Annotated in this window: 26 protein-coding genes; 15 read left to right on the top strand and 11 right to left on the bottom strand. The window is 63.7% G+C overall.

What is annotated here, in order from left to right; genetic code table 11:
• Positions 1-4: 4 nt before the first annotated feature.
• Genes ACSYG9_RS08420 through ACSYG9_RS08405 form a run of 4 tightly spaced genes read right to left on the bottom strand, consistent with a single transcriptional unit; the run spans position 5 to position 3016 of the window.
• The gene (locus ACSYG9_RS08420; protein ID WP_454842056.1) at positions 5-739 is read right to left on the bottom strand and encodes an ESX secretion-associated protein EspG; all 735 of its coding nucleotides are present in this window, start codon (positions 737-739) and stop codon (positions 5-7) included.
• The gene (locus ACSYG9_RS08415) at positions 736-2055 is read right to left on the bottom strand and encodes a PPE domain-containing protein (protein ID WP_454842055.1); all 1320 of its coding nucleotides are present in this window, start codon (positions 2053-2055) and stop codon (positions 736-738) included. The genes ACSYG9_RS08420 and ACSYG9_RS08415 overlap by 4 nt, the downstream gene beginning before the upstream one ends.
• Before the next feature lie 2 nt (positions 2056-2057).
• A complete protein-coding gene (locus tag ACSYG9_RS08410; RefSeq protein ID WP_454842053.1) occupies positions 2058-2387 on the bottom strand; it encodes a hypothetical protein in 330 nt (109 codons plus the stop codon).
• Entirely contained in the window at positions 2384-3016 is a 633-nt protein-coding gene (locus ACSYG9_RS08405) for a DUF3558 family protein (protein ID WP_440126728.1), read from the bottom strand. Before ACSYG9_RS08405 ends, ACSYG9_RS08410 begins: the two co-directional genes overlap by 4 nt.
• A gap of 265 nt (positions 3017-3281) precedes the next feature.
• On the opposite strand from ACSYG9_RS08405, the gene ACSYG9_RS08400 reads away from it, so the two are divergent.
• On the top strand, positions 3282-4616 hold the full coding sequence (locus ACSYG9_RS08400) for a 3-hydroxyacyl-CoA dehydrogenase NAD-binding domain-containing protein (RefSeq protein WP_440126727.1): 1335 nt from the start codon (positions 3282-3284) through the stop codon (positions 4614-4616).
• Positions 4617-4621: 5 nt separating this feature from the next.
• Here the strand turns inward: ACSYG9_RS08400 and ACSYG9_RS08395 are convergent, their stop codons facing one another.
• Entirely contained in the window at positions 4622-5476 is an 855-nt protein-coding gene (locus ACSYG9_RS08395) for an MmyB family transcriptional regulator (RefSeq protein WP_440126726.1), read from the bottom strand.
• Between the two features lie 101 nt (positions 5477-5577).
• On the opposite strand from ACSYG9_RS08395, the gene ACSYG9_RS08390 reads away from it, so the two are divergent.
• Positions 5578-6336, top strand: a complete 759-nt coding sequence (locus ACSYG9_RS08390) for an SDR family NAD(P)-dependent oxidoreductase (RefSeq protein WP_440126725.1) — start codon at positions 5578-5580, stop codon at positions 6334-6336.
• 5 nt (positions 6337-6341) lie between these two features.
• Here the strand turns inward: ACSYG9_RS08390 and ACSYG9_RS08385 are convergent, their stop codons facing one another.
• Positions 6342-6791, bottom strand: a complete 450-nt coding sequence (locus ACSYG9_RS08385) for a winged helix-turn-helix transcriptional regulator (RefSeq protein ID WP_440126724.1) — start codon at positions 6789-6791, stop codon at positions 6342-6344.
• A gap of 80 nt (positions 6792-6871) precedes the next feature.
• On the opposite strand from ACSYG9_RS08385, the gene ACSYG9_RS08380 reads away from it, so the two are divergent.
• The 3 genes from ACSYG9_RS08380 to ACSYG9_RS08370 all read left to right on the top strand — a co-directional run bounded on the left by ACSYG9_RS08380 (position 6872) and on the right by ACSYG9_RS08370 (position 10895).
• Positions 6872-7585, top strand: a complete 714-nt coding sequence (locus tag ACSYG9_RS08380) for an AzlC family ABC transporter permease (RefSeq protein WP_440126723.1) — start codon at positions 6872-6874, stop codon at positions 7583-7585.
• On the top strand, positions 7578-7907 hold the full coding sequence (locus tag ACSYG9_RS08375; RefSeq protein WP_454842050.1) for an AzlD domain-containing protein: 330 nt from the start codon (positions 7578-7580) through the stop codon (positions 7905-7907). Before ACSYG9_RS08380 ends, ACSYG9_RS08375 begins: the two co-directional genes overlap by 8 nt.
• 102 nt (positions 7908-8009) lie before the next feature.
• A complete protein-coding gene (locus tag ACSYG9_RS08370; RefSeq protein ID WP_440126721.1) occupies positions 8010-10895 on the top strand; it encodes a UPF0182 family protein in 2886 nt (961 codons plus the stop codon).
• On the opposite strand, the gene ACSYG9_RS08365 is transcribed toward ACSYG9_RS08370, so the two are convergent.
• Complete coding sequence (locus tag ACSYG9_RS08365) at positions 10889-11440, bottom strand: TetR family transcriptional regulator (RefSeq protein ID WP_440127593.1); 552 nt, start codon at positions 11438-11440, stop codon at positions 10889-10891. The two genes, ACSYG9_RS08370 and ACSYG9_RS08365, sit on opposite strands and share 7 nt — an antisense overlap.
• A 158-nt stretch (positions 11441-11598) precedes the next feature.
• On the opposite strand from ACSYG9_RS08365, the gene ACSYG9_RS08360 reads away from it, so the two are divergent.
• The 4 genes from ACSYG9_RS08360 (at position 11599) to fabG (ending at position 15686) form a co-directional block, all read left to right on the top strand.
• Entirely contained in the window at positions 11599-12744 is a 1146-nt protein-coding gene (locus tag ACSYG9_RS08360; protein ID WP_454842048.1) for an acyl-CoA dehydrogenase family protein, read from the top strand.
• A gap of 31 nt (positions 12745-12775) precedes the next feature.
• On the top strand, positions 12776-13993 hold the full coding sequence (locus tag ACSYG9_RS08355; protein WP_169689573.1) for an acetyl-CoA C-acetyltransferase: 1218 nt from the start codon (positions 12776-12778) through the stop codon (positions 13991-13993).
• 147 nt (positions 13994-14140) lie between these two features.
• Positions 14141-14902: a glucose 1-dehydrogenase gene (locus tag ACSYG9_RS08350; protein ID WP_054810478.1), complete on the top strand. Its 762-nt coding sequence runs from the start codon at positions 14141-14143 to the stop codon at positions 14900-14902.
• A 25-nt stretch (positions 14903-14927) separates the two neighbouring features.
• Positions 14928-15686: a 3-oxoacyl-ACP reductase FabG gene (gene fabG / locus ACSYG9_RS08345; RefSeq protein ID WP_440126720.1), complete on the top strand. Its 759-nt coding sequence runs from the start codon at positions 14928-14930 to the stop codon at positions 15684-15686.
• Here fabG and ACSYG9_RS08340 read toward each other — a convergent pair.
• Positions 15655-17469, bottom strand: coding sequence for an FAD-dependent oxidoreductase (locus tag ACSYG9_RS08340; RefSeq protein ID WP_440126719.1), 1815 nt, complete (start codon positions 17467-17469; stop codon positions 15655-15657). The two genes, fabG and ACSYG9_RS08340, sit on opposite strands and share 32 nt — an antisense overlap.
• 327 nt (positions 17470-17796) lie before the next feature.
• Positions 17797-18270: a hypothetical protein gene (locus ACSYG9_RS08335; RefSeq protein WP_454842045.1), complete on the bottom strand. Its 474-nt coding sequence runs from the start codon at positions 18268-18270 to the stop codon at positions 17797-17799.
• Between the two features lie 841 nt (positions 18271-19111).
• Here ACSYG9_RS08335 and ACSYG9_RS08330 point away from each other — a divergent pair.
• Positions 19112-19342 (top strand): cold shock domain-containing protein, encoded by a 231-nt coding sequence (locus tag ACSYG9_RS08330; RefSeq protein WP_440126717.1) that lies wholly within the window; start codon positions 19112-19114, stop codon positions 19340-19342.
• Positions 19343-19373: 31 nt separating this feature from the next.
• Here ACSYG9_RS08330 and ACSYG9_RS08325 read toward each other — a convergent pair whose 3' ends face one another.
• Both ACSYG9_RS08325 and ACSYG9_RS08320 read right to left on the bottom strand, forming a co-directional pair.
• Positions 19374-20078 (bottom strand): hypothetical protein, encoded by a 705-nt coding sequence (locus tag ACSYG9_RS08325; RefSeq protein ID WP_454842044.1) that lies wholly within the window; start codon positions 20076-20078, stop codon positions 19374-19376.
• 330 nt (positions 20079-20408) lie between these two features.
• Positions 20409-21344, bottom strand: a complete 936-nt coding sequence (locus ACSYG9_RS08320) for a LysR substrate-binding domain-containing protein (RefSeq protein ID WP_440126715.1) — start codon at positions 21342-21344, stop codon at positions 20409-20411.
• 99 nt (positions 21345-21443) lie between these two features.
• Between ACSYG9_RS08320 and ACSYG9_RS08315 the strand changes: the two genes are divergently transcribed.
• The 5 genes from ACSYG9_RS08315 to ACSYG9_RS08295 all read left to right on the top strand — a co-directional run bounded on the left by ACSYG9_RS08315 (position 21444) and on the right by ACSYG9_RS08295 (position 26811).
• Complete coding sequence (locus tag ACSYG9_RS08315; protein WP_440126714.1) at positions 21444-22235, top strand: cyclase family protein; 792 nt, start codon at positions 21444-21446, stop codon at positions 22233-22235.
• Positions 22236-22259: 24 nt separating this feature from the next.
• Positions 22260-23894 (top strand): thiamine pyrophosphate-dependent enzyme, encoded by a 1635-nt coding sequence (locus ACSYG9_RS08310; protein ID WP_440126713.1) that lies wholly within the window; start codon positions 22260-22262, stop codon positions 23892-23894.
• A gap of 40 nt (positions 23895-23934) precedes the next feature.
• Entirely contained in the window at positions 23935-25350 is a 1416-nt protein-coding gene (locus ACSYG9_RS08305; RefSeq protein WP_454842043.1) for an MFS transporter, read from the top strand.
• Positions 25351-25415: 65 nt separating this feature from the next.
• Positions 25416-26495, top strand: coding sequence for a thiolase family protein (locus tag ACSYG9_RS08300; RefSeq protein ID WP_454842042.1), 1080 nt, complete (start codon positions 25416-25418; stop codon positions 26493-26495).
• Positions 26455-26811 carry a Zn-ribbon domain-containing OB-fold protein gene (locus ACSYG9_RS08295; protein WP_454842040.1) on the top strand — a complete coding sequence of 119 codons (357 nt, stop codon included), beginning with the start codon at positions 26455-26457 and terminating at the stop codon, positions 26809-26811. The genes ACSYG9_RS08300 and ACSYG9_RS08295 overlap by 41 nt, the downstream gene beginning before the upstream one ends.
• The last annotated feature ends 6 nt before the right edge of the window (positions 26812-26817 follow it).

Genomic DNA, 26817 nt, shown 5'->3' with positions numbered 1-26817 from the left:
CCCGTCACCAAGGTGTCGGTGTGTCCTGCCGTCGGCGGACGCGAGTCCGATCGATCCGGCGGGTGAGTTCGACGCCCAGCTCGTCGTTGGTGGCGGGCATCACTCGCACGTCCGCACCCGGCACGAACATGTAGCGTCCGTCGTCGACGACGTCGAACCAGCCGATGTCCGATTCGGTCGTGAAGCGGCCGTGAGCATTCGGAGCGAGGATCCGGATACTGCCCGCACCGGAACGGTCGCGGAGAAGGAGGCGACGCAGTGCCCGCGGCTCATTCTCGCCGATCTGCTCTCTCACAGCTGTGGTGCCGCCGGGTTCGGAGAGTTCGCGCATGGACACGGTCCGCGTCTGCTCACGTCCGCGTCGCGCATCCGGAATCTGTGCGACGACGGCGCGCACGAGTGTGTCCGACTGGATCGGGATGATCTGGATGTCCCCAGAGGCGTGCTGGCGTGCGACGACGGCGAATGCGCCCTCGGCTCCACCGCGCACTCGGATGTCTCCGGTGGTTGCATTGCCGTAGACCTCGACGGCGACTTCGCCCGCGTGCAGGACGCGGATCGCGTGCTCGAGTCGCGGATCGGACAGTTCCCGCCGCCATTCGTGCGCGGCGCGCAGATCGGCATCGTGTTCGTCCTCCCATACCGACGTCGATCGGTAGCGCAGCGGAAAGGGGAATTCGTCGCTCCCCGCAGTCGTCCAGAGCGACAGAAAACGGTCGGGCGTAACGACCCAGGTCAAAGCGGATCAACTCCTAGGACGGGCGGGGCGGTGTCGGGAAGCGACCCGATCAGTTCGTTGCCGTGATCGTTGGTGACGAGATAACTCGCGACCCTCTGTTCTTCGTCGTTGCCGCGCTGCTGACCGGCCATCATGCCGGGATACATACCCATCGGGCGCATCGCACCGGAGCGGGCAGCGGCTGTTCCCTGCTGGGAGGCGGCAGGCGCTGAGGCTGCGGCCGCACCGACGCCACCGACAGCGCCGGGGCCGAGCGTAGAACCACCTCCACCCCCTCCACCGGTCACGCCGCTACCTCCGCCGCTACTGCCGTAGCCTCCGCTTCCGGGCAGTCCGGAGCCGGTAGCCGAAGAACCATACGGTTGCGCGGTTGTGTTGCCGGGAAGAGCCGACGTCTGGGTCGTCGAGGTCGGTGAGGTGCGAGCAGATTCCGATTGGGGTGCTTCTGAGGCCTCGGATCTCTCGGGTTGCTGCTGAGTGTTTCGCGAACTGTCGGTGTCGGAACTGTCACTGTCGGAACTGTCGGTCGTATTGTTGCCGTTCGCGGTCACCGTGGACCCGGACTGTTGAGCACCCGCCGCCCCGGCCCGGTCGGACGACGATGAACTGGTGCCTGCTGCCGAAGGGTTCCCGAACCCCACCGCGCCCGCACTTGCCGAGCCGGCGCCGCCGGCGGTGTCCTGGGGCGGAGGTAGAACGGGAACCGCAGATCCGGAATCGCGGTAGTACGGCTTGTAGAGAGATTCCATGATGCGAATCGCCTGCTGCCGTGCAGCCTCCTGCTGACGCTCCCTATCTGCCGCTGCGACGGGGCTGAGCACGTCCATCGGCAACGGGACAGAAGCAGACGGGGGAGCGACCGACGACTTCACTCGTGCACCCACATCCGAAGCGATCGCGAGCTTCTGCGACACCGCGAGCGACGCATCGCTCAACCGCTGCGCAGAGGTGCCGAACAGTTCCGTCGCCGACGATGCGGCTTCCGCAGCGCCCCCTTCCCAATGCTGGGCGATCTTGTCGCGGATCATCGCGGTGGCCATGGAGACCGTGAAGCTGAATACCGTTCCGAGATCCCTCCATTCGTGCGCGAGTGTGGACATCGCGAGTGGGCTGATCGTCTGGCTGAGCTGATAGATCTCCGCGTGTTCCATGCCGTGGAAATTCTCGAACTGCGCGATGTAATCGGGATCGACGCCGCTGCCGACCCGTCCCGCAAGTTCGTCGTGGCGAGCTTGCCGACGCGCGACCGACTCCGGTGGCACAGTGCCCAGTAGTGGGGTGAGGAGTTCGCGGATCGGATTGTCGTTGTCGGACATCGTCACAACTCCTGTTCGATGGAGGCGAGCTGACGGACCCAGTCGAACTCTGCCTCGAGAAAGGCTTCGCCGCCGGAGGCGAATGCGTCGCGCAACTTGGTGAAGGCAACGATGAACTGGTCGACGCGCTCTTTTGCCGACTCGGGTGTGCCTGCGCCTTTGCGGGCGAAACCGGTGGCGAGCTGCTTGGCGGATTCGAACTCGCCGAATCCCTCGGCTTGACCGAGATACTTTGCGACCTCGGCTGCCCTGTCGAGTTCTGCCAGTACGGTGTCGCAGATGGCGAGGATCTCGTCGATCACGTGTGGTTCGAGGCGGACGAATTCGCTCACTGCGGCCTCTTCCCGGGATTGTTGTCGATGAACGGTTCGAACAATGCGACGGTGTCGGCAAGCCCGCCGCAGCGTTCGTCGCGGGTGAGTGTGCGGGTGTGGTCGGCGTGGTAAAGACGGCTGAAGATGACGATTCCGAAGTCAGTTTGCACCGCGATGGAGCAGGTGTTGTCCGGCTTGGGGTCGTATTCCAGCAGCGCACGACGCCCGTTGACTGTTGTTTCGCTGGCGATGTCGCCGACTTTGGCGAGTTCTTCGTCGATCGTGACGTTCCCGGAGAGGATGCCGAGCCCGTAGGAGCGGATCACGCCGGGGATCGCGACGGGAGCCCGGTATTTGCACCCGATGAAGGTGTAGTGCTCCATCGGGTAATCGGCCGAGTCCTCGGTGCGGGGGTCGTAGCCGGCCTCGGCGAGGACGTCGTCGGGGATGTCGAGGCACGGGTCGAAGGTGATGTCGGGTCGGCCCGACTCGTCGGTGATACGTGGTGCGCGGGTCGTCGGGGTTGTCGTTGTGTCTTCGGCTGCGCCCACCGTGGCCTCGCTTGCGGTGCAGCCGCTGAGCACGACACCCGCGGTGATGAGCGCCGCCCCCACCTTTGCGGCACCGAGAAGACGTGAATACGCCATTGCCAAGGATCCCCCCGATCCGTCCGGTCGGGCAGATATTAACGCAGATCCGGGCACGCGACCGAGCGAGTGTCGTCACTGCGAAACTTTCGCCCGGCCGTCCGGGTTCCCGTTGCCTCACGACCCGTGGCAATCCGGACAACGTGAGGAAAGTGGCGGGGTATTGGGACCTGTATCACAATTGGCTGTCCATCCATCCGGCAGACAATTGGGTGACCACCGATCACGGCACCTTGTGCCCCGACCCTCAGAGGAAGTGCGGCTCGTGAGTACTCCCACCTCTACCGACAGCCCGGAATCCGCCGCCGAGCAGTATCTGGCCACCGCTGTCGCGGACGCGTCCAAGGTCGCCGACATTCCCGATTCGGTGACGCAGCGCCCGATCAAGCGCGTCGCCGTGATCGGCGCGGGCACCATGGGCTCGGGTATCGCCATGGCGTTTGCCAACGGAGGCTTGTCGGTCGCGTTGATCGAGCAGAGCTCCGAGGCGCTGGACCGGGGGATCAACACGGTTCGCAAGAACTACGAGTCGTCGGCGTCCAAGGGCAAGATCACCGCTGAACAGGCACAGGAGCGTGTGGCACTGATCGAACCGCACCTCGACTTCGCGGCGGCCTCCGACGCAGACCTCGTCATCGAAGCCGTCTTCGAGGACATGGGTGTCAAGAAGGAGGTGTTCGGGAAACTCGACGAGCTGTGCAAGGCCGGGGCGATTCTTTCGTCGAACACGTCCCGGCTCGATCTCGACGAGATCGCGCGCAGCACGTCCCGTCCGCAGGACGTGATCGGGTTGCACTTCTTCAGCCCGGCACATGTCATGAAGCTCGTCGAGGTCGTGCGCGGTGATGTCACCGCCGACGATGTTGTCGTGACTTCCATGGCGCTGGCACAGACGATCGGCAAGGTCCCGGTGCTCGCGAAGGTCTGCGAAGGATTCATCGGCAACCGCATGCTCACCCCGTACCGGCGCGAAGCCGACTTCCTGCTCGAGGAAGGCGCGACCCCGCAACAGGTGGACGCAGCGTTGAAGGCATTCGGACTCGCCATGGGACCGTTCGCCATGGCCGACCTGGCCGGCAACGACATCTCGTGGGCCGCGCGCAAGCGACTCGCCCCGACCCGACCGAAGGATCTGCGCTACTCGCGTGTGGCCGATACCCTCTGCGAGGCAGGACGTTTCGGTCAGAAAACGGGATCCGGTTACTACAAGTACGAAGAGGGAAGTCGGACACCGATTCCCGACCCGGCCGTCGAGGAGATCATTCGTAAGTGCGCGGAAGAAGACGGTATCGAACGTCGCACCATCACCGACGAGGAAATCGTCGACCGCTGCATCCTCGCACTGGTCAACGAAGGCGCGGCGTTGCTCGGTGAAGGTATCGCGCAGCGGGCATCCGACATCGACGTCGTCTACACCAACGGTTACGGATTCCCCAAGCACCGCGGTGGCCCGATGCACTACGCCGAGACGGTCGGCCTCGACGTCGTACTGAGCAAGATCCGTGAGTTCGAGAAGGTCCACGGTCGAGTGTGGACACCGGCGTCGACGCTCGTGGACCGCGCCGAAGGTGGGCACTCCACCTGCTCTGCCGGACGCTGACCGAGTCAGCTCGTAGTGCTCGGCGAGAAATTCTGGATTCCGACGACGCCGAGTAACCGAATCTTCTCCGCCGCTTCGGTTCCCGGCGCGGCGGTGAGAACGAGTAACGCCTGCACCCGGTCTTCGGTGAACAGGGCCTGACAATCGACCTCGATCTCGCCGACCTCAGGGTGTACGAGCACCTTGTGGTCGGCGAACCGGCGCGCTACTTCCTGCCGTTCCCACAGCTGCGTGAATTCGGCGCTCTCGCGTCGCAGGGTGCTCACCAGCTCACCGGCTCTCGAATCCCGCCCGAGTATCGCTACGGCCGAGCGAAGGCTCGCGACCAGTGCGCGACCCTGCCGATCGCGGTCGTCTGCGGGATAGATGGTCCGCGCAGTCTCCGGGTGCGCGAACCACCGGTAGATCTCACTGCGGTCCCATCCCCCGCGCGCAGTGGCGTCGCCGTACAGAGCGCGGGCGAGGTCGTTCTGCGCGAGGGTCTCGCCGAGCGGACCGAGTATCAGGGCGGGGGTGTCGTCGAGCCGGTCGAGGACGCGTCGAAGTGCAGGTGCGACGTGATCGGCATCTGTCGCGCGGTCAGGGACGCCGTGCCCCGCGACACGGTAGAGATAGTCGCGTTCATCAGAGGTCAGGCGCAGTGCGCGCGCGACGGACGAGAGGATCTGTGTGCTGGGTTGAGGGCCGCGTTGCTGTTCGAGGCGCGTGTAGTAGTCCGTGGACATGAGTGCGAGTTGCGCGACCTCCTCGCGGCGCAGGCCCGGCGCGCGCCGCCGCAGTCCGGCAGGTAACCCGACGTCGCTCGGCTGCAGTGATTCGCGGTGGGTGCGCAGGAAGTCGGCGAGTGCGGGGCGGTCCATGTGTCTCATCGTCCCGGTCCGCCGCGACACGTGCCAGGGATCGCGAATCCCCCGTTCGACGGACTCTGCCTCGGCCGACGGCAGGGGCAGACGATCAGGACATGGACATCACGAACAGCACCGTTTTCATTCCCGGAGCGACGAGCGGCATCGGCTTGGCGCTCGCTGTTGCACTCCACGAGCAGGGCAGCACTGTTGTCGTCGGCGGGCGCCGCACCGAACTGCTCGCGCGGATCGCCACCGAGCATCCAGGCATCGACACCGTCCGCATCGACACCACCGACCCCGAGAGCATCGCCGCAGCTGCGAAAGAAGTGCTGGGGCGTCACCCCGACCTCGACACTCTTGTAGCGATGGCCGGCGTCATGCGCGTCGAGGACTGGCATCGCTCGGACGGCTTTCTCGATACAGCGGAGGAGACGATCACGACCAACGTTCTCGGCCCTGTCCGCCTCATCGGTGCGTTCATCGAGCATCTGCAGACCCGGCCACGCGCGACGATCATGACCGTCTCTTCCGGACTCGCCTTCACTCCGCTCGCGGCCACTCCCAGCTACGACGCTTCCAAGGCCGCGATCCACATGCTCAGTGAAGCTCTCCGCCTGCAGCTCGCCGACACCGACGTCAGCGTGATCGAGCTCGTGCCGCCGTCGGTCGCTACCGATCTCATGCCCGGACACAGGGAAGACGCGTTCGCGATGCCGCTGGACGAGTACGTGTCCGAAGCCGTCGAACTGCTGCGCACCCGACCCGACGCCCACGAGGTACTTGTCGAGCGCGTCAAGTTCCTCCGTCACGGTGAAGCGCGGGGCGACTACGACGAGACGGTGCGGATACTCAATGCCTCCGGCACCAACTGAGCCGCTCAGACTCCCCGCGCGTTGGGTTTGATGACCTTCATGGGGAAGCTCGACGACACTTTCTGGATTCCGGGAATGGTCTGGACCTTCTCGCTCAGGAAGTGCTCGTAGGCGGAGAGGTCGGCGACGGCGATGCGCACGAAGTAGTCGGGTGATCCGAACAGCCGGTACAACTCCTGCACTTCGTCGAACGCACTCATCGTCGACTCGAAGGTGTCGATACTTTTCCGATCGAAGTTCGTCATCTCGATGTCGACGAGCACTTCGAAGCCGCGACCGACGGCCTCCGGTGCGAGGACAGCGCGATACCCGACGATGATGCCTTCGGCCTCGAGCCGCTGGACTCGCCGTAGGCACGGTCCCGGCGTCAATCCGACGCGTTCGGCCAGAGCAACGTTCGGTATCCGTGCGTCTCGGCGGAGCACCTCGATTATTGCTCGATCCAAATCATCCATGACCAATAATTGCACGAGCTGGATATTCAGCGGAAGAATCGGCAATCAAATGTCGCGCCATAAATGAGATTCTTGAACCTATGACGCAGGTGTGTGAAAAGGTCGAATTCTCACGGCGGCAAGAAATCAGCACGGGTATCCGGCTCTCACTTGCGGCCGGCTTGGGCATCTTCCCGATCGGGGTGGCATTCGGACTTCTCGTAGTGCAGTCGGGACTGCCCTGGTGGGTGGCCCCGGCCATGTCGCTCGTGGGATTCTCCGGTTCGCTCGAACTGCTTCTGATCGGGATGATGGCTGTCGCCACGCCGCTCGCGCCGATTGCGCTCACCACCTTCCTCGTGAATTTCAGGCACGTGTTCTATGCGTTCTCGTTCCCGTTGCGAGTAGTGCGCAATCCCATCGCCCGTTTCTATTCGGCCTTCGCGCTCGTCGACGAGGCCTACGCTGTCACCTCGGCACGACCCGAGGGGTGGACCTCGTGGAGACTGCTGTCGATGCAGCTCGCCTTCCACACGTACTGGATCGGTGGAGGGCTCGTCGGATTGGCCGTAGCCGGTCTGCTACCAGGCCCTGTCGTGGGGTTGGAATTCGCGCTGTGCGCACTGTTCCTCACCTTGACGCTCGACGCGTGCCGCACCGGAGAACAGGTGCCCTCTTTGCTCATGGCGGGGGCGAGTTTCGCGTTCGCGACCCTGCTGACACCCGACGCCGTCATGTTCACAGGACTCGTTCTGTTCGTGGCAGCGCTCATCGTGCGTTACGTCGCTACGCAGCGGAGGGTCGCGCATGTCTGAAAGCTGTTATATCGTCGCGGTTCTCGGGGTCATGTTCACCATCACCTTCGCGTTGCGTGCACTTCCCTTCGCAGTGATCGGGCCGCTGAGGGAATCGGTGTTCGTGACGAGGTTGGCGCTCTGGATGCCTGCCGGGATCCTGGGGTTCTTCGCTTTGTCGACGCTGCACACCTCTGCGCTGGGCGGTACCGAAAGTTTCGTGTGGGAAGCCGCCGTGGCCGCGGCCGTCACGATTGTCACGCATCTTGCATCCGGTCGTCGTACCCTCGTCAGCGTCGGCCTCGGCACGGTGACGTTCGTCGCGCTCGTCAACGTCTTCTAGGGATACGTCTTCTGGGGATACACCGAACTCGTAATCCGTAGACTGGCAGCACGCGGGCGCCGTACGAGAGCTCGGCGCCCGACTCCCGACAGGGAGGGAGCCATGCGCACGCGGACACGGGCCACGGTCGTTGCAGCGGTGGCGTTGCTGGTGCTGCTTGCCTTCGTGCCGCCGATCGTCCGGGCGTACACGGATTGGCTGTGGTTCGGAGAGGTCGGATACCGCGGTGTGTGGGTCCGCGTGTTCCTCACCCGGTGGGCGGTGTTCCTTGTCATCGGCGCGTTGGTCGGGGGTGCGATCTTCGCCGGGATGGGGTCGGCGTTCCGGACCAGGCCGCTGTTGATGCCTTCGCGCAGCGACCCGCTCGAGCCGTATCGCCGGGTGGTGCTGCAGCGACTCCGCGTGTTCGGTATCGGCATTCCGGTGGTCATCGGAGCGCTGGCAGGGTTGATCGCACAGAACAATTGGGCAACTGTCCAGTTGTTCGTGCATGGAGCAGCGTTCGGCTCTGTCGATCCGGAATTCGGACTCGACGTCGGCTTCTTCGTATTCGATCTGCCGTTCTACCGGTGGGTGCTGGGCTGGCTGTTCGTTGCGGTGTTCCTGGCGGGAATCGCGAATGTCACCACGAACTATCTGTTCGGTGGGATCACCGTCGGCGGCAAGTTACGCAAGGTGTTCTCCTCGCCTGCGCTGATCCAGGTGGCGCTGCTGGCCGGAGTTTTCGTGTTGCTCAAAGCCGTTGCCTATTGGCTCGACCGCTACGCTCTGGTGTCGGCAGGGCATCGTGAGCCCGCCTTCGCCGGTGCGGGATACACCGACATCAACGCTGTCCTTCCCGCAAAGTTCATCCTCTGCGCCATCGCGTTGTTGTGCGCGGTGGCGTGTTTCGCTGTGATCAAACTTCGGGACCTGCGTATACCGCTGCTGGCGCTGGCGTTGCTGTTCCTGTCGTCGATCCTGGTCGGGGGTGTCTGGCCGTTCGTGGTCGAACAGTTCTCGGTGCGGCCGAACGCCGCAGTGCGCGAAGCCCCTTACATCGAACGTGGCATCGAGGCCACGCGGCAGGCCTATCGCGTGGGGGACGACACCGTCGAATACGTCCCGTACCGGGGTGTCGGTACCACGCCGCCCCAGGACGTTCCCTCCGACGTCACGACCATCGCCAATATCCGGTTGCTCGACCCCGACGTGCTGTCGCGCACATTCACCCAGCAACAGCAGTTGAAGAACTTCTACGAGTTCCCCCGCAACCTCGATCTCGACCGCTACCGGATCGACGGACAAATGCGGGACTTCGTGGTGGGGGTGCGGGAACTCTCACCCGAGCGACTCACCGGAAACCAGACCCATTGGGTCAACCGGCACACGGTCTACACCCACGGCAACGGGTTCGTCGCGGCCCCGGCCAACCGGGTCAACGCGGCGGTGCGGGATGCGACCGATGGTGCGTCGAGCAGCGACAGTGGATACCCGCTGTACACGGTGAGCGACATCGCGACGCACAGCACCGAGCAGGTGATCCCGGTCGAGCAACCCCGCGTGTATTTCGGTGAGGTGATCGGGCAGTCCGGTCAGGAGTACGTGATCGTGGGAGGTGACCCCGGGGAGGCGCCCCGTGAGTACGACACCGACACCTCGTCGTACACCTACGACGGCGAGGGTGGTGTCGCGATCGGGAACTGGTTCAACCGGCTCGCGTTCTCGGTCCGATACGGCGAACGCAACATCATCTTCTCGGGCGAGATCGGTTCGGAATCGAAGATTCTGTTCCACCGAGACCCCGCCGAGCGGGTGCACATGGTGGCGCCCTGGCTCGAGACGGACACGAATCCCTACCCGGCGGTGGTGGATGGGCGGATCGTGTGGATCGTCGACGGATACACCACGGCCGACCAGTATCCGTATTCGCAGCGCAGTGCGCTTCCCGAGCCTGATGCGATGCGCCCGCAGGCGATCAACTACATGCGGAATTCGGTGAAGGCCACCGTCGATGCCTACGACGGCACTGTCACGCTCTACGAGGTCGACTCGGCCGATCCGGTGTTGCAGACGTGGATGGGGGTGTTTCCCGGCACCGTCCGACCGGAGAGCGAGGTGCCCGACGGCCTGCGCGACCACTTCCGTTATCCGGAAGATCTGTTCCGGGTGCAGCGGGAGATTCTGGCCCGCTATCACGTCGACGATCCGGTGGAGTTCTTCACCACCAACGCATTCTGGTCGGTGCCGAGCGATCCCACCGTCGACACGAATCCGAATCAGCCGCCGTACTACGTGCTCGTCGGCGACGAGGAGGCCGCGCAGCCGTCGTTCCGGCTGGCAGGGGCAATGGTGGGTTTTCATCGAGAGTTCTTGTCGGCCTACATTTCTGCGCGCTCCGATCCGGATGGATACGGCAAGATCACTGTGCTCGAACTGCCCACCGACAGTCTCACCCAGGGGCCGCAGCAGACGCAGAACTCGATGATCTCGGATACGCGTGTCGCGTCGGAGCGCACGCTGCTCGAACGATCGAACCGCATCCACTACGGCAATCTGCTGACACTGCCGATCGCCGAGGGCGGGATGCTCTACGTCGAACCGCTGTACACCGAGCGGATGTCCGCGGCGACCGACGGATCGACCTTCCCGCAGTTGGCGCGAGTGCTGGTGAGTTACCGCGACCCGCAGACCGGTGGTGTCCTCGTCGGATATGCCCCGACATTGGCGGAGGCGCTCGATCAGGTGCTCGGTCGCGGTGCGGGGAGCGCGGCGACGCCGCCGGGCGGCGATGCCGCGACCGTGCCCGAGGAAGCGCCCCCGCCGGTGGCGACGCCTGCGCCTGCAGAAAACCCGGAAGCGGCAACGGCCGCGCAGAACTTGCAGGCGGCTCTCGACGAGCTGCGATCAGCGCAGCGCAGCGGTGACTTCCGCACGTTGGGTGCCGCACTGGATCGGCTGCAGTCTGCGGTGGACGCGTACGTCGTCGCGACCGGAGGAGGTCAGTGAACCGCCCCCACCAGCCGTAATGACAGGTCGGCGTAGAGAGAGCCGAGAGTGCCGGGCTCGCTGTAGCGACCGGACGGGTACCAGCGGCAGATGTCGACGCACAGCGACATGAGTGCGAGGGTGACGCCCTCGGCGTCGGGCACCGTGAACTGGCCCGACGCGATGCCGAGGTCGACGACGTCGCGGACCACCTTGGTGGTGTCGCGTCGCAGGCCGGTGATGACGCGATAGTGGTCGGGTTCGAGCGCGGTCAGCTCGTACTGGATGACGCGGGCGCGTCGATGGTTCTGGGCTTGCCACTCGACGAAGCGCCGAATGATCGAGATGAGACGCGCGATGGCGTCGGCGTCGGGGAGGTCGGCGTCGCGCACGACTTGTAGTGCCAGGTCGTGGCCCTCGTATGCGATGGCGTAGAGAAGCTCTTCCTTCGACTTGTAGTGCGGGTACATCGCGGCCGGGCTCATGTCGAGGCGCGCGGCGATCTGCCGCGTAGTGGTGCTGCCGTAGCCGTTCTCCGCGAACGCCTCGATCGCGGCCTCCCGCATGCGCGCGGCGGCCTTGGAGCTGCTGATCACGGTGTTCTCGGGTGCGCTCACGGTGGGTCCGGCTTCCTTTCCTCTGTGGTTGACAAGCAAACCACAGCGACGTTTAATAAGCGAGCGCTTAGAATCTAAGCGCGCGCTTATCTATGAGGAGCAGTTGAATGCGACGCACCCTGTACGGCCCCGACCACGAGGCGTTCCGCGAGTCCGTTCGCGAGTTCGTGAATCGGTTCGTACTTTCCCGCGCTGAGGAGCTCATCGAGCGGCACGAGATCCCGCGCGACATCTGGATCGAGGCCGGTAAGGCCGGCATCCTCGGGCTCGAGATTCCCGAGCGCTTCGGCGGCAGTGAAGCCGGCGACTACCGGTTCAACGCGGTCGTCGCCGAGGAGATGGCCCGCGCGAACATGGCGTTGTCGTCGTCGATCGGCATCCACTCCGACATCACCGTCCCGTACATCGTTCATCTCGGTAACGACGAGCAGCGCGAACGCTGGCTGCCCAAGTGCGCGACCGGTGAACTCATCTGCGCGATCGGCATGACGGAGCCCTCGGGCGGTTCCGACCTCGCGAATCTCAAGACGACCGCGGTGCGCGACGGCGACGACTGGATCCTCAACGGCGCGAAGACGTTCATCACCAACGGTTACAACTGCGATCTCGTGGTCGTGGCCGCGCGCACTGATCCGAGCAAGGGCGCGAAGGGCATCTCCCTGCTCGTCGTCGAGCGTGGGATGGGGGGTTTCGAAAACGGCCGCAAGCTCGACAAGGTCGGCCAGCCCGAAGCCGACACCGCGGAACTGTTCTTCGAGAACGTGCGCGTCCCGCAGGCCAACATGCTCGGCGAAGAAGGCATGGGTTTCATCTCGATGATGAAACTGCTGCCGCAGGAACGGCTCGGCTCCGCGGTCAACAACGTGCATCATGCCAAGCAGATCCTGCTCGAGACCATCGAGTACGCGAAGGAACGCAAGGCCTTCGGCAAGGCCATCGGCACGATGCAGTACAACAAGTTCCTGCTCGCCGAGCTCGTGACGAAGATCGAGGTTGCGGAGGCCTACGTCGACCAGGCCGTCGAGGCCCACGCCGACGGCGAGCTGACCGCGGTGGATGCCGCGAAGGCGAAGTGGTGGAGTGCACAGTCCCAGTCAGAGGTATTGGATGCGTGCGTGCAGATCCACGGAGGCTACGGTTTCATGAACGAATATCGTGTGGCCCGCGCATGGAAGGATGCTCGCGTGACGAAGATCTGGGCGGGGACCAACGAGATCATGAAGGAACTGATCGGCCGCGACCTGGGCCTGTAGCCCGGTAACGACAACCCACGAGGAGCATGTAATGCCCGAAGCTGTGATCGTGTCCGCTGTTCGCTCGCCCATCGGGCGCGCCATGAAGGGCTCGCTCAAAACCGTCCGTCCGGACGATCTGGCGACGCAGATGGTGGCCGCCGCGCTGGCGAAGGTCCCCGAGCTCGACCCCACCGAGATCGACGACATCATGCTCGGCTGTGGTCAGCCTGCCGGTCAGTCGGGCTTCAACATCGCTCGCGTCGTTGCAGTCCAGCTCGGCTACGACTTCCTGCCCGGCGTCACCGTCAACCGGTACTGCTCGTCGTCGCTGCAGACCACCCGGATGGCGCTGCACGCGATCAAGGCGGGCGAAGGGGACGTGTTCATCTCCGCGGGTGTCGAGTCCGTGTCGAGCTTCGTCACCGGCAACGCCGACGGCCTCCCCGACACGAAGAACCCCCTCTTCGACGACGCACAGGCGCGCAGCGCCAAGCTCGCCGAGGGTGGCACCGCGTGGACCGATCCGCGTGCAGAAGGCTTGATTCCCGACGTGTACCTCGCGATGGGGCAGACCGCGGAGAACGTCGCCTCCTTCACCGGCATCTCCCGTGAAGACCAGGACCGCTGGGGCGTGCGCTCACACAACCGTGCCGAGGAAGCCATCAAGTCGGGCTTCTTCGAGCGGGAGATCACCCCGGTCACGCTCGCCGACGGCACCGTGGTGTCCACCGACGACGGGCCGCGTCCCGGCACCACCTACGAGGCCGTCAGCCAGCTCAAGCCGGTGTTCCGTCCCGACGGCACGGTCACGGCGGGCAACGCATGCCCGCTCAACGACGGTGCTGCCGCGCTGGTGATCATGTCCGACACCAAGGCCAAGGCGCTGGGCCTGACGCCGCTCGCGCGGATCGTGTCGACCGGTGTATCGGGTCTGTCCCCCGAGATCATGGGTCTCGGTCCCATCGAGGCCACCAAGAAGGCTCTCGCAATTGCCGGCATGGGCGTCTCCGATATCGATCTGTTCGAGATCAACGAGGCGTTCGCCGTGCAGGTGCTCGGGTCGGCTCGTGAGCTCGGGATCGACGAGGACAAGCTCAACGTCTCCGGTGGTGCGATCGCGCTCGGCCACCCGTTCGGCATGACGGGAGCGCGGATCACGAATACGCTTCTCAACAACCTCCGTACCCAGGACAAGCAGTTCGGCGTCGAGACCATGTGTGTCGGCGGCGGCCAGGGTATGGCGATGGTGCTCGAGCGCCTGAACTGATCCACACATAGGTTCGGGCTAAGTCATCGTTAGGCCGCATGTCTGAAAAGACATGCGGCCTAACGCGTTTCAACTGTGTTTTGCCTTTGTCATCGGACTTCACTTGGGCTATACATACGTAGGCCCGTCACAGGAGGAGATCACTGCATGTCCGTACTCGACAGGTTCCGCCTCGACGGCCGCGTCGCGATCGTCACCGGCGCATCGTCCGGTCTCGGCGTTGCATTCGCACAAGCTCTCGCCGAAGCGGGCGCTGATGTCGTTCTCGCGGCGCGGCGCGCCGACCGGCTCGAGCAGACCGCAGAACTCGTCCGCGCCGCGGGACGACGCGCCGTTACGGTCGAGACCGACATCGCAGATCCCGAGCAGGCGCAGCGCATGGTCGAGGTGGCCGTCGAGCAACTCGGCAAGGTCGACGTCCTCATCAACAACGCAGGTATCGGCACCGCGGTGCCTGCCACCAAGGAAACCCCCGACGAATTCCGGCGGGTCATCGACATCAACCTGAACGGATCGTACTGGGCGGCGCAGGCGGCCGGCCGTGTCATGCAGCCAGGCAGCTCGATCCTCAACATCTCCTCGGTGCTCGGCCTGACCACCGCGCGCCTGCCGCAGGCCGCGTACGCGTCGAGTAAAGCCGCGATCATCGGCCTCACCCGCGACCTCGCTCAGCAGTGGGGCACCAGGAAGGGAATCCGCGTCAATGCGATCGCGCCGGGCTTCTTCGAAACCGAGATGACAGACGAGTACCTGCCCGGCTATCTCGACAGCATGAAGCCGCGCATCGTTCTGGGTCGCACCGGTGATCCGGAAGAAATCGCCGCCACCGCAGTGTGGCTGGTATCCGAGGCGGCCGGGTATGTCACCGGCCAGACCATCGTGGTCGATGGTGGCCTCACCATCAATTGACCGCATCACTTCACGGAGGTTTGCAGTGAGCTCAACAGTCCGCACCGCCATCGTCACCGGAGCCGCACGCGGTATCGGTGCCGCAGTAGCCAAGCGTCTCGCCGCCGACGGCATGCAGGTCGCCGTCCTCGACCTCGATGCTGCGTCGTGCGCCGACACCGTCTCCGCCATCGAGGCCGCCGGTGGTAAGGCCCTCGCCGTGGGCGCGAATGTCGCCGACGAAGCGTCCGTCGCCGCTGCTGTCGAGAAGGTCGCCGAGGAGTTGGGCGAACCCACCGTGCTGATCAACAATGCGGGCATCACGCGCGACAACCTGCTGTTCAAGATGACGGTCGAAGACTGGGACGCCGTCATGAGCGTTCACCTGCGTGGCGCATTCCTCATGGCGCGCGCCACCCAGAAGTACATGGTGGACAACAAGTTCGGTCGTATCGTCAACCTGTCGAGTACGTCGGCACAGGGAAACCGCGGCCAGGTCAACTACTCGGCTGCCAAGGCAGGCATGCAGGGCTTCACCAAGACACTGGCGGTCGAACTCGGCAAGTTCGGTGTCACCGCGAACGCGATCGCCCCCGGCTTCATCGCGACGGAGATGACCGCCGCAACCGCAGAGCGCGTCGGCGTCCCGTTCGAGGACTACAAAGCCGCTGCCGCACAGCAAATCCCGGTCGCACGTGTCGGTGAGCCGGACGACATCGCCCACACCGCGTCGTTCCTCGCGTCCGAAGGCGCAGGCTTCGTGTCGGGGCAGGTCATCTACGTTGCCGGTGGCCCGAAGGACTGACTTCGTCGTCGGGTGCGGGGACGAGGACATCGCTCATATCGCCCTCGCGCCACTGCGAGATCACACGATGAAATGCGACGGGGCCGGGCGCGTACGACGATGATGTCGTGCGCGTCCCCTCCCCGTTGTAATAGCCCGGCGTGCACTCGGTCAGGAACGCGGAATTGTCGACCGCCTTCTCGGCGATCGTGTCGCACCACGCTTGCACCACCTCCGCCGTCGGCTCCACCCACCTCGCGCCGGTCTTGTCTGCCATTGCGATGACCGCGGCGATGTGAGCAGCTTGATCCTGCAGCACGTGAGAGATGTTGACCGAGTTCCCATTCTGAATCGACGCCAGGTGGAACAGGTTCGGGAATCCGTGGGTGTAGAAGCCGTGCAATGTGCGCGGGCCCCGCGCCCACGCTTCGAGCAGCGTCGTCCCGTTTCGCCCGTAGACCGGTAGCGTGCCGGACAGCACGCCCGAGATTCCGACCTCGAATCCGGTGGCGAAGATGACGCAGTCGACCTCGTACTCCGTCTCGCCCACCACGACTGCGTTCTCGGTCATCCGGGTGATTCCGCCGTGATCCGCTGTGTCCACGAGTGTGACGTTCGGCCGGTTGAACGTCGGCAGATAGAGGTCGCTGAAACCGGGGCGCTTGCACATGTACCGGTACCAGGGTTTGAGTGCCTCGGCGGTGGCCGGATCGTCGACGGCCTCCTCGATGCGGGCGCGCATCCTGTTCATGGTCACGAAGTCGGCCAGCTCGTCGCGACGTTCGCGCTCGGCGGGGTCGAGGGTCGTGTCCAGCGCGCCCGTCATCATCTTGCGTTGAAGGCGTGCGTTCGCCGTCCATCCGTCCTGGACGAGGTCCTCCGCGGCGTCCTCCCCGGAGATGATGGCCAGGAAGTTGTCCATCCGCTCGCGTTGCCAGCCCGGTTGCAGGGTGGCAGCCCATGCGGGATCGGTCGGGCGGTTGTCTCGCACATCCACGGTCGACGGCGTCCGCTGCATCACGAACAGATGCTGTGCGCCCTCGGCGACGTGCGGAATGGCCTGGAGGCCGGTCGCGCCGGTGCCGACGACGGCGACGCGCTTGTCCGCGAGCCCGGTCAGGCCGCCGTCGGGACCGCCACCGGTGTATTCGTAGTCCCAGCGGCTGGTGTGGAAGGTGTGGCCGCGGAAATCTTCGATACCGGGAATGCCGGGCAGTTTGGCTTGGGTGAGCGTCCCAGAGGATGCGATGACGTAGCGCGCGCGAATGGTGTCGCCGCGGTCGGTGCGCACCGTCCACTCGACTGCCTCTTCGTTCCACGTGAAGTCGGTCGCCCGGGTGTGGAAGACAGCATCGCGATAGAGGCTGTAGTGCTCTGCGATGGCGACCGCGTGCTGCCGGATCTCCTCGCCGGGAGCGTACCGCCATTTCGGGATGTACCCGATCTCTTCCAACAAAGGCATGTACACGTACGATTCGATGTCGCAGTGGATGCCCGGGTAGCGGTTCCAGTACCACGTACCACCGAAGTCGCCGGCCTCGTCCATCATGCGGATGGATTCGAACCCGGCCTCACGCAGGCGGGCGCCGACCAGCAATCCACCGAATCCACCACCGATGACGAGTACCTCGACGCGGTCGGTCAGTGGTGCACGCTCCACGCGCTCGGTGTACGGATCATGCATGTAGTAGCCGAACTTCCCCGCCGCGCGCTGGTACTGCGCATTGCCCTCCGGGCGGATGCGTCGATCCCGTTCGTGACGGTATTTCGCGCGCAGGGCATCGGCATCGAAGTCGGGAGGCATCGTTGATCCGGGCACTGAGGTACCCCTTTCGTCGAAGGAAGTGGTCGCCGTCACTTTCGTGGTCGGGGACCTTACTCCAATTTCCTTGACGTCATTGCCGGGCGACTCGGGTACGGCGCCACAGGTTCGGGCTGCCTGAGGATGTCGCTGTATGGCTTCCCCTTTTCGCCACTGGTCTGGGTGACGAACCCGGCCCGCAGCGGATGCCACCCAACTGTCTCACGAGGTCGGGGTCGTAGCCCGAGAGTGCGGCGCGGCGGATCGCCGCATGCGCCGCCGCCCCGACACACATGCGATTCGAATGCTCCGCGGTGCGCACCAACCGAATCACTGCCGGGACGGCCGTCGGTGTCGAAGGCGGCCACGATCTGGGCCCACCACATCCACGCACACGGCGGACAACTCGTATGCGTGGGCGAACGGCAGCGCCCGAATGTGCCCGCGGCCTTCCTGATCGGTCTCCGATATCCGCATGCGACGGTGCAGCCGTCGAGTCGATGCAGTCTGGCGTCCTCCCGGGTCAGCGCGACGAGTTCGCTGCGCCGGAAGGGCCCAGGCAAACCCGAGCAGCAGGATTGCGCTGCCGCGGCGTTCGAGCACCTCGTCGGCCCAACCCTGGCAGTGGGCCCGCGCTTTCTCGACGATTGCGAGGACATCGGCGCCCGGGAACGCGGCGGCGGCCGGATGCGCCGGCAACGATCCGGGTCGCAGCGGAGGGGCGAGGTCCGGCAGGGGGCCCTGCGGAGATCTCGCGGGTACCGTGAACTGCTGCTCGTCTGTGGTTTCCGGCCGTCTGTGCACGAGGAGGGGCTGTATCGGACGGCTCCGACACCGCCTTCTGCACCGGAAAACGCGCTCACCTCGGGTTTCCGTGGGATAGGTGCGTAAACGGTATTTTTCGTCGGTCACCCCGCACGAACCGTGAGTGACATACCCCCAGGTCACAATAAACGCCCGAATTGTCCTGTTGTAGGTTCTCGTGTCCTGTGCCACTCGATCCGAGGCTGAGAGGACGCACGAAATTGTCAGCGGGTCGACCTGGGGAAACGTCACTCGATGTCAGCGAAAACAGGCGGAATTGCATCTGGTGCAACATTCCGCAGGTGGCGTGCGTCGACATTCCTGCAGGTGGGTGAGACTCTGCACGAGAATTTCAGTGGTGTGACCTGGGGGTTCGTCAGTGCATGTCCACCGGTTAGGCCGCACGGAATGTCAGCAGCATTCAGGCAGGATTCGCTTGTTGACCTAGGTCATGCAGTCGATCCTGCTCCCGGTGCTGCCATTTTCATGCGGCCTCCCGCTGACACTTTTGTGCTGCCTCTCATCTGCAAACGGTGCCGCGTTCTGCTCATCCGGTTCGAAGCACAGCCGGGAACACGTGTGAGACTTCCCACTGGGATGTCAGTGCGGCGAACAGGGCTTTTCCCGAAGGGTGTCAGTGGGTTTTCCCACTTGATGTCAGTGAAGTCCCGTCCGAGCCTGATCCGGAATGCGCGCCGACCCGGGCCTTACGAGCGAGCGGTGTCTTGTTCCTGGTCCGAGGGAGCAACGCTTCCGGTGACCGGCTTCCTCTCCCACCGGGAGTCTGATCGGCGTTGCTGACTTCATGCGGCGAATCAGGGAGTAGAGGCATGCTCGGCAGATGACTTCACGAGGTTTTGTGCGTGTGTGGCATCGCGAGGACGGATGGGGTGTTCTCGAGTGCGCGGAGACTCCGGGCGGCTGCTGGGTGCACTTCAGCGAGGTCGAGGTCCCGGGCTTCCGCGCACTCGATCCGGGACAGCAGGTCGACTTCGAGTGGCAGCGGGCGAGTGGCCTAGTGGAGGGGTTGGTCTTCGTAGCTTCCCAAGTGCGCCCGGTTTCCGCCGAGTGACTAGACGAATGCAGGGCGCCGACACCGGGAGTCAGGGAGCGTCCAGGGCGAGGTTGAGGATGCCGGTCCGGTAGAGCCAGCCATCGCGCCACCGGTGCAGGGCCGGGATCGTCAACCCGCACGTGGCTGCGGTCCGGCGCAGCCTGCCGGTCCTCCCGACTGCCTCGATGAACAGTGTGCCGGTGGGGTTGGTGCGTGTTCGTTGGAAGATGGCGGCGGCGTGCAGCAACGGTCGTGCCGGCTGGGGGATCACCCAGAGGCGCAGGTCGGTGGGGCGTGCAGCAGCGGATGCGGCGACGGTGATCAAGGTGTCCCCGGTCAGCGCGAGTCGGGGGAGCGATCGGAGTTCGTCGAAGGTGGCGCCGGTGAACAGCAGAGTGGCCAGCGCGGCGGCATGTGCGGGGTTGGCGGCGTGTACCCGGATCGCGATGGTGGTCAGTCCCGGACCGACCATGTGCGCCAGGTTCGGTGGCAGTGTCAGCGGCAGACCGTGCTGCTCGAATGCGGCCTGGGCGCCGCGGAGCCGGGCGAGGGTGTGGCTGCGGCCGGGACTGTCGGCGACGAGGCCACCGAGGGACCGGTAGAGGCCGACGGCGGTGTGCCAGCGGCGGATTCGACGGAGGGGGATCGTGCCGTAGAGCGTGCGCAGTTGGGCGCGCGGTGTGGACAGGTAGGCGAGCATCCGCTGCGGTAGGTCGGGAGCCATGCCGCAACGGGTCAACCGGCGATCGGTCATCTCGGCGGCCTGGTGGTAGACCGCGGCGAACTGTGCCGTCGATTCGTCGAGACAATCGGAACTTCACCGGAGGCGAAAGCTGCGGCGGATCCGCATCGGATGACCTGGGAGATGCAGGTGCGGAAAGTCTGCAGTCACCCTCTCATCGGCACTATGCCGGATCTTCTGTTCGGCCACCAACTGTGGCCATATCTCTTGTACATGAGTCGACTCAAGCTCAACCCGTTGTGGCGCTGGCTGACTATGCGCCGACGTGGTGCGGATCGCGGGCGCAGCCGATCGGCTGGGGGCCTCAGAATTCCTTGCTGGCGACTCTAGAGCGAAGGGTGCTTACAATAGTTCCGCCTCAATCTCCTTGGCGCCTTTGAGAAGATGATCGATAAATAGCAGGACACTGTCACTCAGTTCAGCACTCGACGAATGGGTGAGACCGAGCTTGCTCGGTACCGCGTCAAGCTCGACCGAGAGCACCTGCAGGTGCTCATCCTCCGCGCCGACCAGCATGGGCAACGGCGCCAGAGTGTCGGTAGCGCGCAAAATCGACCGAATCGTGAGGATCGAAGTGCATTCGATGAGGTTCGCGGGCGCCCACACTCCGACCTGACCAAACGAAGTACCGAGTCGACTCCCCACCGCGGTCGGGGGCGGCAGCACCCATGGAAAAGCTGCGAGATCCTCAAGCTGCGGATCCGTCAGCCCGAACACAGGATGACCGACCCGCCCCACGACTCGGATGGGTTCGTCGTAGAGATGTATCTGTGTAATGTCCCGGCCACCGCCGGGTGTCATCCGACCGATCAGTACGTCAATTTGGTTGTGGGCCAACTGCTCGAGCAGCGACTCGTCCGTACTTTCGACGACCGATACTTTGAGGGTGGGATGAGCCGATTTGAGGGATACCAGCGCGCGAGGCAGTAGAGCATGGGACCCTGTCATGTTCGTGCCCACTCTGATCGGCCGGTTGCCGCTGTCTTGAAGATGATCGATGTTCTCGGCCAACCGCTCCACGCTGGTCAGGATCGTGACGGCGTGTTCTAGAAGTAGCGTCCCGTAAGGGGTGGGGGTGACACCCCGTGGTCCGCGATCGAACAGGGTGACTCCCAGGATTTCTTCGGCCTCCCGGAGGCCTCTCGTCACTACGGGTTGCGTGACATACAGATCCCGAGCCGCGCCGGCGATCGTGCCGTTCTCCGCGATTGTCGTGATCAGTCGCAGGTGGCGCAACTTGAACCCGCCGTCCAGCAAGTTCCTCAGCCGACGCTCCATGGCGAGATCATACCTAAGGGTGCAGGCATAGCCATATAGGCATACTTGGTGCGGAAAGGGCATTATGCGGATTGCCACAAGGAATGAAGTATCTACCACATGCCTCCACTTCTCCCCTCTGCCGAGATCCTGGTAAAGGCGTTGAGAGACAGAATGATCAACGTCATCGACCTCACCGCCCCATTGTCCGACTCGACACCGGTACTCCCACTGCCTGAAGGCATGGAGCCGATCCCACACTTTGCACTCGAAGAGCTAGCCCGTTACGACGAACGGGGTGAGACCTCCTACCAGAACGGAATCCGCACTGGTGAACACGTGGGGACGCACTTCGACGCCCCGTGCCACTGGATTACCGGCCGCGATCTTGCAGATGTCGCAAGTGTTCCGCCTGAGGAACTGATCAGCCCCTTCGTTGTCATCGATAAGTCGCAGGAAGCGGCAGACAACCCGGACTTTCTCCTCGAGATCGAACACGTGCAGAAGTGGGAACAACGGCACGGTGCGCTCCCGACGGGCGGGTGGCTACTCTACCGCAGCGGTTGGGATCGCCGTTCCACAGACCAACAGCAGTTCATCAACGCCGACGAACGCGGTCCCCATACACCCGGCGTCTCGGTCGAATGTGCCAAGTGGCTGGCCGGCGAGGCCCCGATCAGAGGACTTGGGGTGGAAACCGTGGGCATCGACGCAGGCCAAGCATTTGCCTTCGACCCTCCCTTCCCCTGCCACCACTACCTACTCGGTGCCGGAAAGTACGGCGTCACCCAGCTACAGAATCTCGAATCTCTCCCCACCGTCGGAGGGGTACTTGTTGTAGCTCCATTGAAGATCGTCGGTGGGTCGGGAAGCCCCGCCCGAGTGTTGGCGATCGTCGACGCACCAGCTTAATCATCGAAGAAGGAGGGCTGACCCATGTATGTTCGCGACGCGATCGGCCGAGCACTGTACGAACTCGGTGTCCGCATGGCATTCGGAGTGGTTGGTAGCGGCAACTTCCACTACACGAACGCTCTCGTGGACGCCGGAGCCCGCTTCGTTGCTGCTCGCCACGAAGGTGGAGCCGCTGTCATGGCAGATGCACACGCACGCATGAGCGACGAAGTCACCGTACTATCCCTTCACCAAGGGTGCGGCTACACGAATGCCCTGACCGGAATTGTCGAGGCAGCAAAAAGTGGGAGCCCGCTCCTCGTCTTGACTGCGGAGGCGACTGATCCGAAGTCCAACTTCTACATCGATCAGCAGGCAATCGCCCAGGGATGCGGAGCCGTCGCCCTCCGCGTGCGCTCGGCAGAAACAGCCATCGCCGACATCTCCAACGCCTATAACATCTGCGCGACGCAGAACCGCACCGTGGTGCTCAACATTCCGATCGACGTTCAAGATCACGTCCTTCCCGAGCTTGGCGTCGTCGCACCACCTCTCGCGCGGCAAGCACCTCGCCCCCAGCGAGCAGAGGTCGAAAAGCTCACGGCGCTACTCGGGCAATCCGAGCGTCCCGTGTTCGTCGCTGGCCGTGGAGCACGAGGAGGTTCTGCCAAACACACTCTGATCGAGCTCGCCGACCGGTGCGGCGCTCTACTCGCCACCTCCGCGGTCTCGCGCGGCATGTTCGAGGGCGAACCGTGGGGAATCGATGTTGCGGGTGGATTTTCGACGCCCCTCGCCGCTGACCTCATCGCCAACGCCGACCTCATTGTCGGTTGGGGGTGCGGGCTGAACATGTGGACAATGCGTCACGGCCGACTCATCGCCGACGACGCCAAGGTCGTGCAGGTCGACATCGACCAAGGTGCACTCGGACGACATCGACCGGTCGATCTCGGCGTGTGGGCCGACGTCGCCGCGACCGCCGCGGACGCTTCTGCGCTGCTGGCCACCCAGGGAATCTCCAAGACGGGCTACAGAACAGAAGAGATCCTTGAGCAGATCCGTTCCGAAGGACGCTGGCACCAGATCCCGTTCGACGACGAAAGCACAGGCGAGCGCATCGATCCTAGGTTGATGAGCGCACATCTCAATCGATTGCTTCCGCGCTCACGAGTCCTGTCCGTCGATTCCGGAAACTTTCTCGGCTATCCGAGCATGTATCTCGACGTCCCCGACGAATACGGTTTCTGCTTCACACAGGCATTCCAGTCGGTCGGCCTCGGACTGGCCACGGCAATCGGCGCCGCGATCGCCCAGCCTGACCGACTTCCGATCGCAGCCTGCGGCGACGGAGGGTTCATGATGGGCCTCAGCGAGCTCGAAACCGCGGCACGGCTCAAGCTGCCGATGCTGGTAATTGTCTACAACGATGCCAAGTATGGCGCAGAGGTTCATCACTTCGGGTCGGACGTCGTCCTCGATACCGTGACCTTCCCTGATACCGACATCGCCGCCATCGCCCGAGGCTTCGGCTGTGACGCTCTCACCGTCAGACACCCCGATGACTTGCTACCGGTCAAGTCGTGGGCGGATCGACCCGACCGACCAATGGTCTTGGACGCCAAGATCGTCTCCGACGAAGGGTCGTGGTGGCTGGTCGAAGCCTTCGGCCACTAGCCGCCGGCTATCCGAACCGGTCGACACAGAACTGTCTCGCATGATCGCTGATGAGTGCGGCCCGACGATGCGCCGCAGCCGGGCTCGAAATATGCAGAACGAAACGGATCCTGTCATGTCCAATCACACAGCAGAAACGCGGACGCGGAAAGCGGCCGCCGCAAGTCTTATCGGAAGCGCGCTCGAATGGTACGACTTCTTCTTGTATGGAACAGCCGCGGCCCTCATATTCGGCCCGCTCTTCTTTACCGGGGACGACTCTTTGACGGGTACGCTGGCCGCCTTCGGGACGTTCGCGATCGGATTCATCGCAAGACCGTTCGGCGGGGTCATTTTCGGCCACTTCGGAGATCGTGTCGGGCGTAAATCGATGCTCGTCATCACCCTGATGATGATGGGCATCTGCACTGCATTGATCGGCCTGCTCCCGACCTACGCGCAGATCGGCATGTGGGCGCCGATCCTCCTGGTGACCCTGCGCGTCATCCAAGGCATCGCGGTAGGCGGCGAATGGGGCGGAGCTGTACTGCTGATCAGCGAGAACGCCCCACCACGTCGCCGGGGATTCTTCTCCGCCTTCAGTCAAGTCGGCGTCACGCTGGGCTTCATCCTGTCATCGTCCGTCTTTGCGCTGGTCAGCCTACTACCTGAAGACGACTTCCTTTCCTGGGGATGGAGAATTCCCTTCGTCCTGGGCTTGGTGCTCATGATTGCGGGCCTCGTGATTCGCATGAAAGTTGAAGAAACGCCGGTGTTCGAGGAGCTGCAATCGGACGGAAGCAACGTCCGCTATCCCGCGCTCGAGGCCATCAAGACGCAGCGTCGTTCCATCTTGATCACCGTGGGTGCCCGGATGGCGGAAAACGGCGGATCGTACATATTCGCAGTGTTTTCGCTTGCTTACGGCGTTCATATCGGCGTCGGGAGCGGAGTGATCCTGACGGCAATCATTGCGGCGAACATATTGGAAGCCTTCACGATGGTCGGATTCGCTGCTCTCTCTGACCGGATCGGGCGACGTCCCGTGTATCTCATCGGTGCAGTCGGTGTGATCGTGTGGGCAGCACCGTTCTTCCTGTTGATCAATACGAAGAATACGGCGTTGATCTGGATCGCGATCATCGTGGCAATCAGCATCTGTCACAGTGCCATGATCGGCACACAGCCGAGCTTCTTCAGCGAACTCTTCACTGGCAATGTGCGCTACAGCGGGCTTTCGATCGGCCATGAAGTCGCGGCGATCTTCGCCGGCGGCGTCGCTCCCCTGATCGCCACGGCGCTGCTCGCGTGGTCGGGAACGTATTGGCCCATCGCGGTGTACCTCGCATGTTTCGGTGTCCTCAGCACCATCGCTGTGATCAAGGCACCGGAAACCAGGCCCACGGATGATCTCCTGACAAGCTCGGAGTCTGCTTCAGAGGCACGCCCGACGAACGAAGTGGGTGAGCGTGTATGAACCATTCCCACGCAGTCATCGTCAGCGCTGTCGAGGTTCCCTATACCCGGCACCCTGGTGATGATGTGACGACCGAAGCCCTCCTCACCACAGCAATCCGCAATGCCATCTCGAATGCTGGGCTCGAATTCTCGGACGTCGACGGGCTAGGTGTCTCCAGCTTCACGATCGGTCCCGATCACGCTGTCGATCTTGCTCTCCGAAGCGGTCTGGCCCTGAGTTGGATCATGGAAGACACCAACGGCGGAGCCAGTGGGATCAACATGCTCCAGCATGCCGTACGCGCAATCGAAGCGGGAGACGCCGAAGCCATCGTTCTTGTCGCCGGGGACCGAATGACCTCGACAGAGTTTCAGGCGGTCGTCGACGAATACAACGTCATCACCAGGGATTACGTGGCGCCACTCGGTATGGGGGGTCCGAATTCCATGTTCGCGATGCTCACGCAACGTCATATGAGCCGCCATGGCCTTGACGAAACCGCTTACGGTTCCGTGGCTGTCTCTCAAAGGCGTTGGGCCACGATGAATCCTGGAGCGGTATACAGAACGGACATGACGATGGATGACTATCTGATGTCACCCGTCGTCGCTTCACCACTACGTCGATTCGACTGCGTTCCTCCGGTTTCAGGCGCTGACGCGATCATCGTCACCAGGCAGGACCGAGTACCGGCCGGAAGGGTTGCAGTTCGTGTGCGTGCTGTCGGCGGTTCTGTGAACTTCGATCTCCATGAAGGCGACGGCCTCCGCACGGGACTTGCCGGTATCGCTCCCACGTTGTGGAATCGAGCCGGGTTGGATCCATCCGATGTCGACGTGATCAGCGTCTACGACGATTATCCGGTCATGGTGCTGATCCAACTCGCCGACATGGGCTTCGCGCCCGACGGCGATATTCGGAAACTCGCCCACCGTCTTCGTAGTGCGGACTGGCCCGTCAATACCTCGGGTGGGCAACTGTCCGCAGGCCAAGCCGGTTCTGCCGCGGGAATGCATGGCCTCGTCGAGGCTGTGACTCAACTGCTCGGCGAGGCCGAAGACCGCCAGGTTCCCGACGCACATATTGCTGCGGTGAGCGGCTACGGCATGGTCACGTATCGCTATGGCGCATGCGCCAACCTTGCCATATTGGAAAGGGTTTGATGTGGGTATCGAAATGCAGCGCTGCATCGATTGCGCACAGGCAGTGTTTCCTCCCCGAAGCATGTGTCCGCACTGCCACAACGATGCCTTCGCGCCCGCGACGGCCAGCCGAGGGGTCATAGAGGAAACAACCCTTCAGAGCGGTTCACCGCCCATACTGTTCGGCTCCATCCGAACCGACCTCGGACCGATCGTCGTGGCAGAGATCGTCGGGGAAGGCGGGGCCCCGGGAACGGAAATCACCCTTGTATCAACGAACAAGAGGCATACCGGTGGGTTGATCGCCGTTGTTCCGCAGCCTTCCATCAAGGAGTAGTGAAAC

It is taken from the genome of Rhodococcus sp. SJ-2, assembly GCF_053750035.1.
This window is presented reverse-complemented; position numbering and strand designations above follow the sequence as displayed.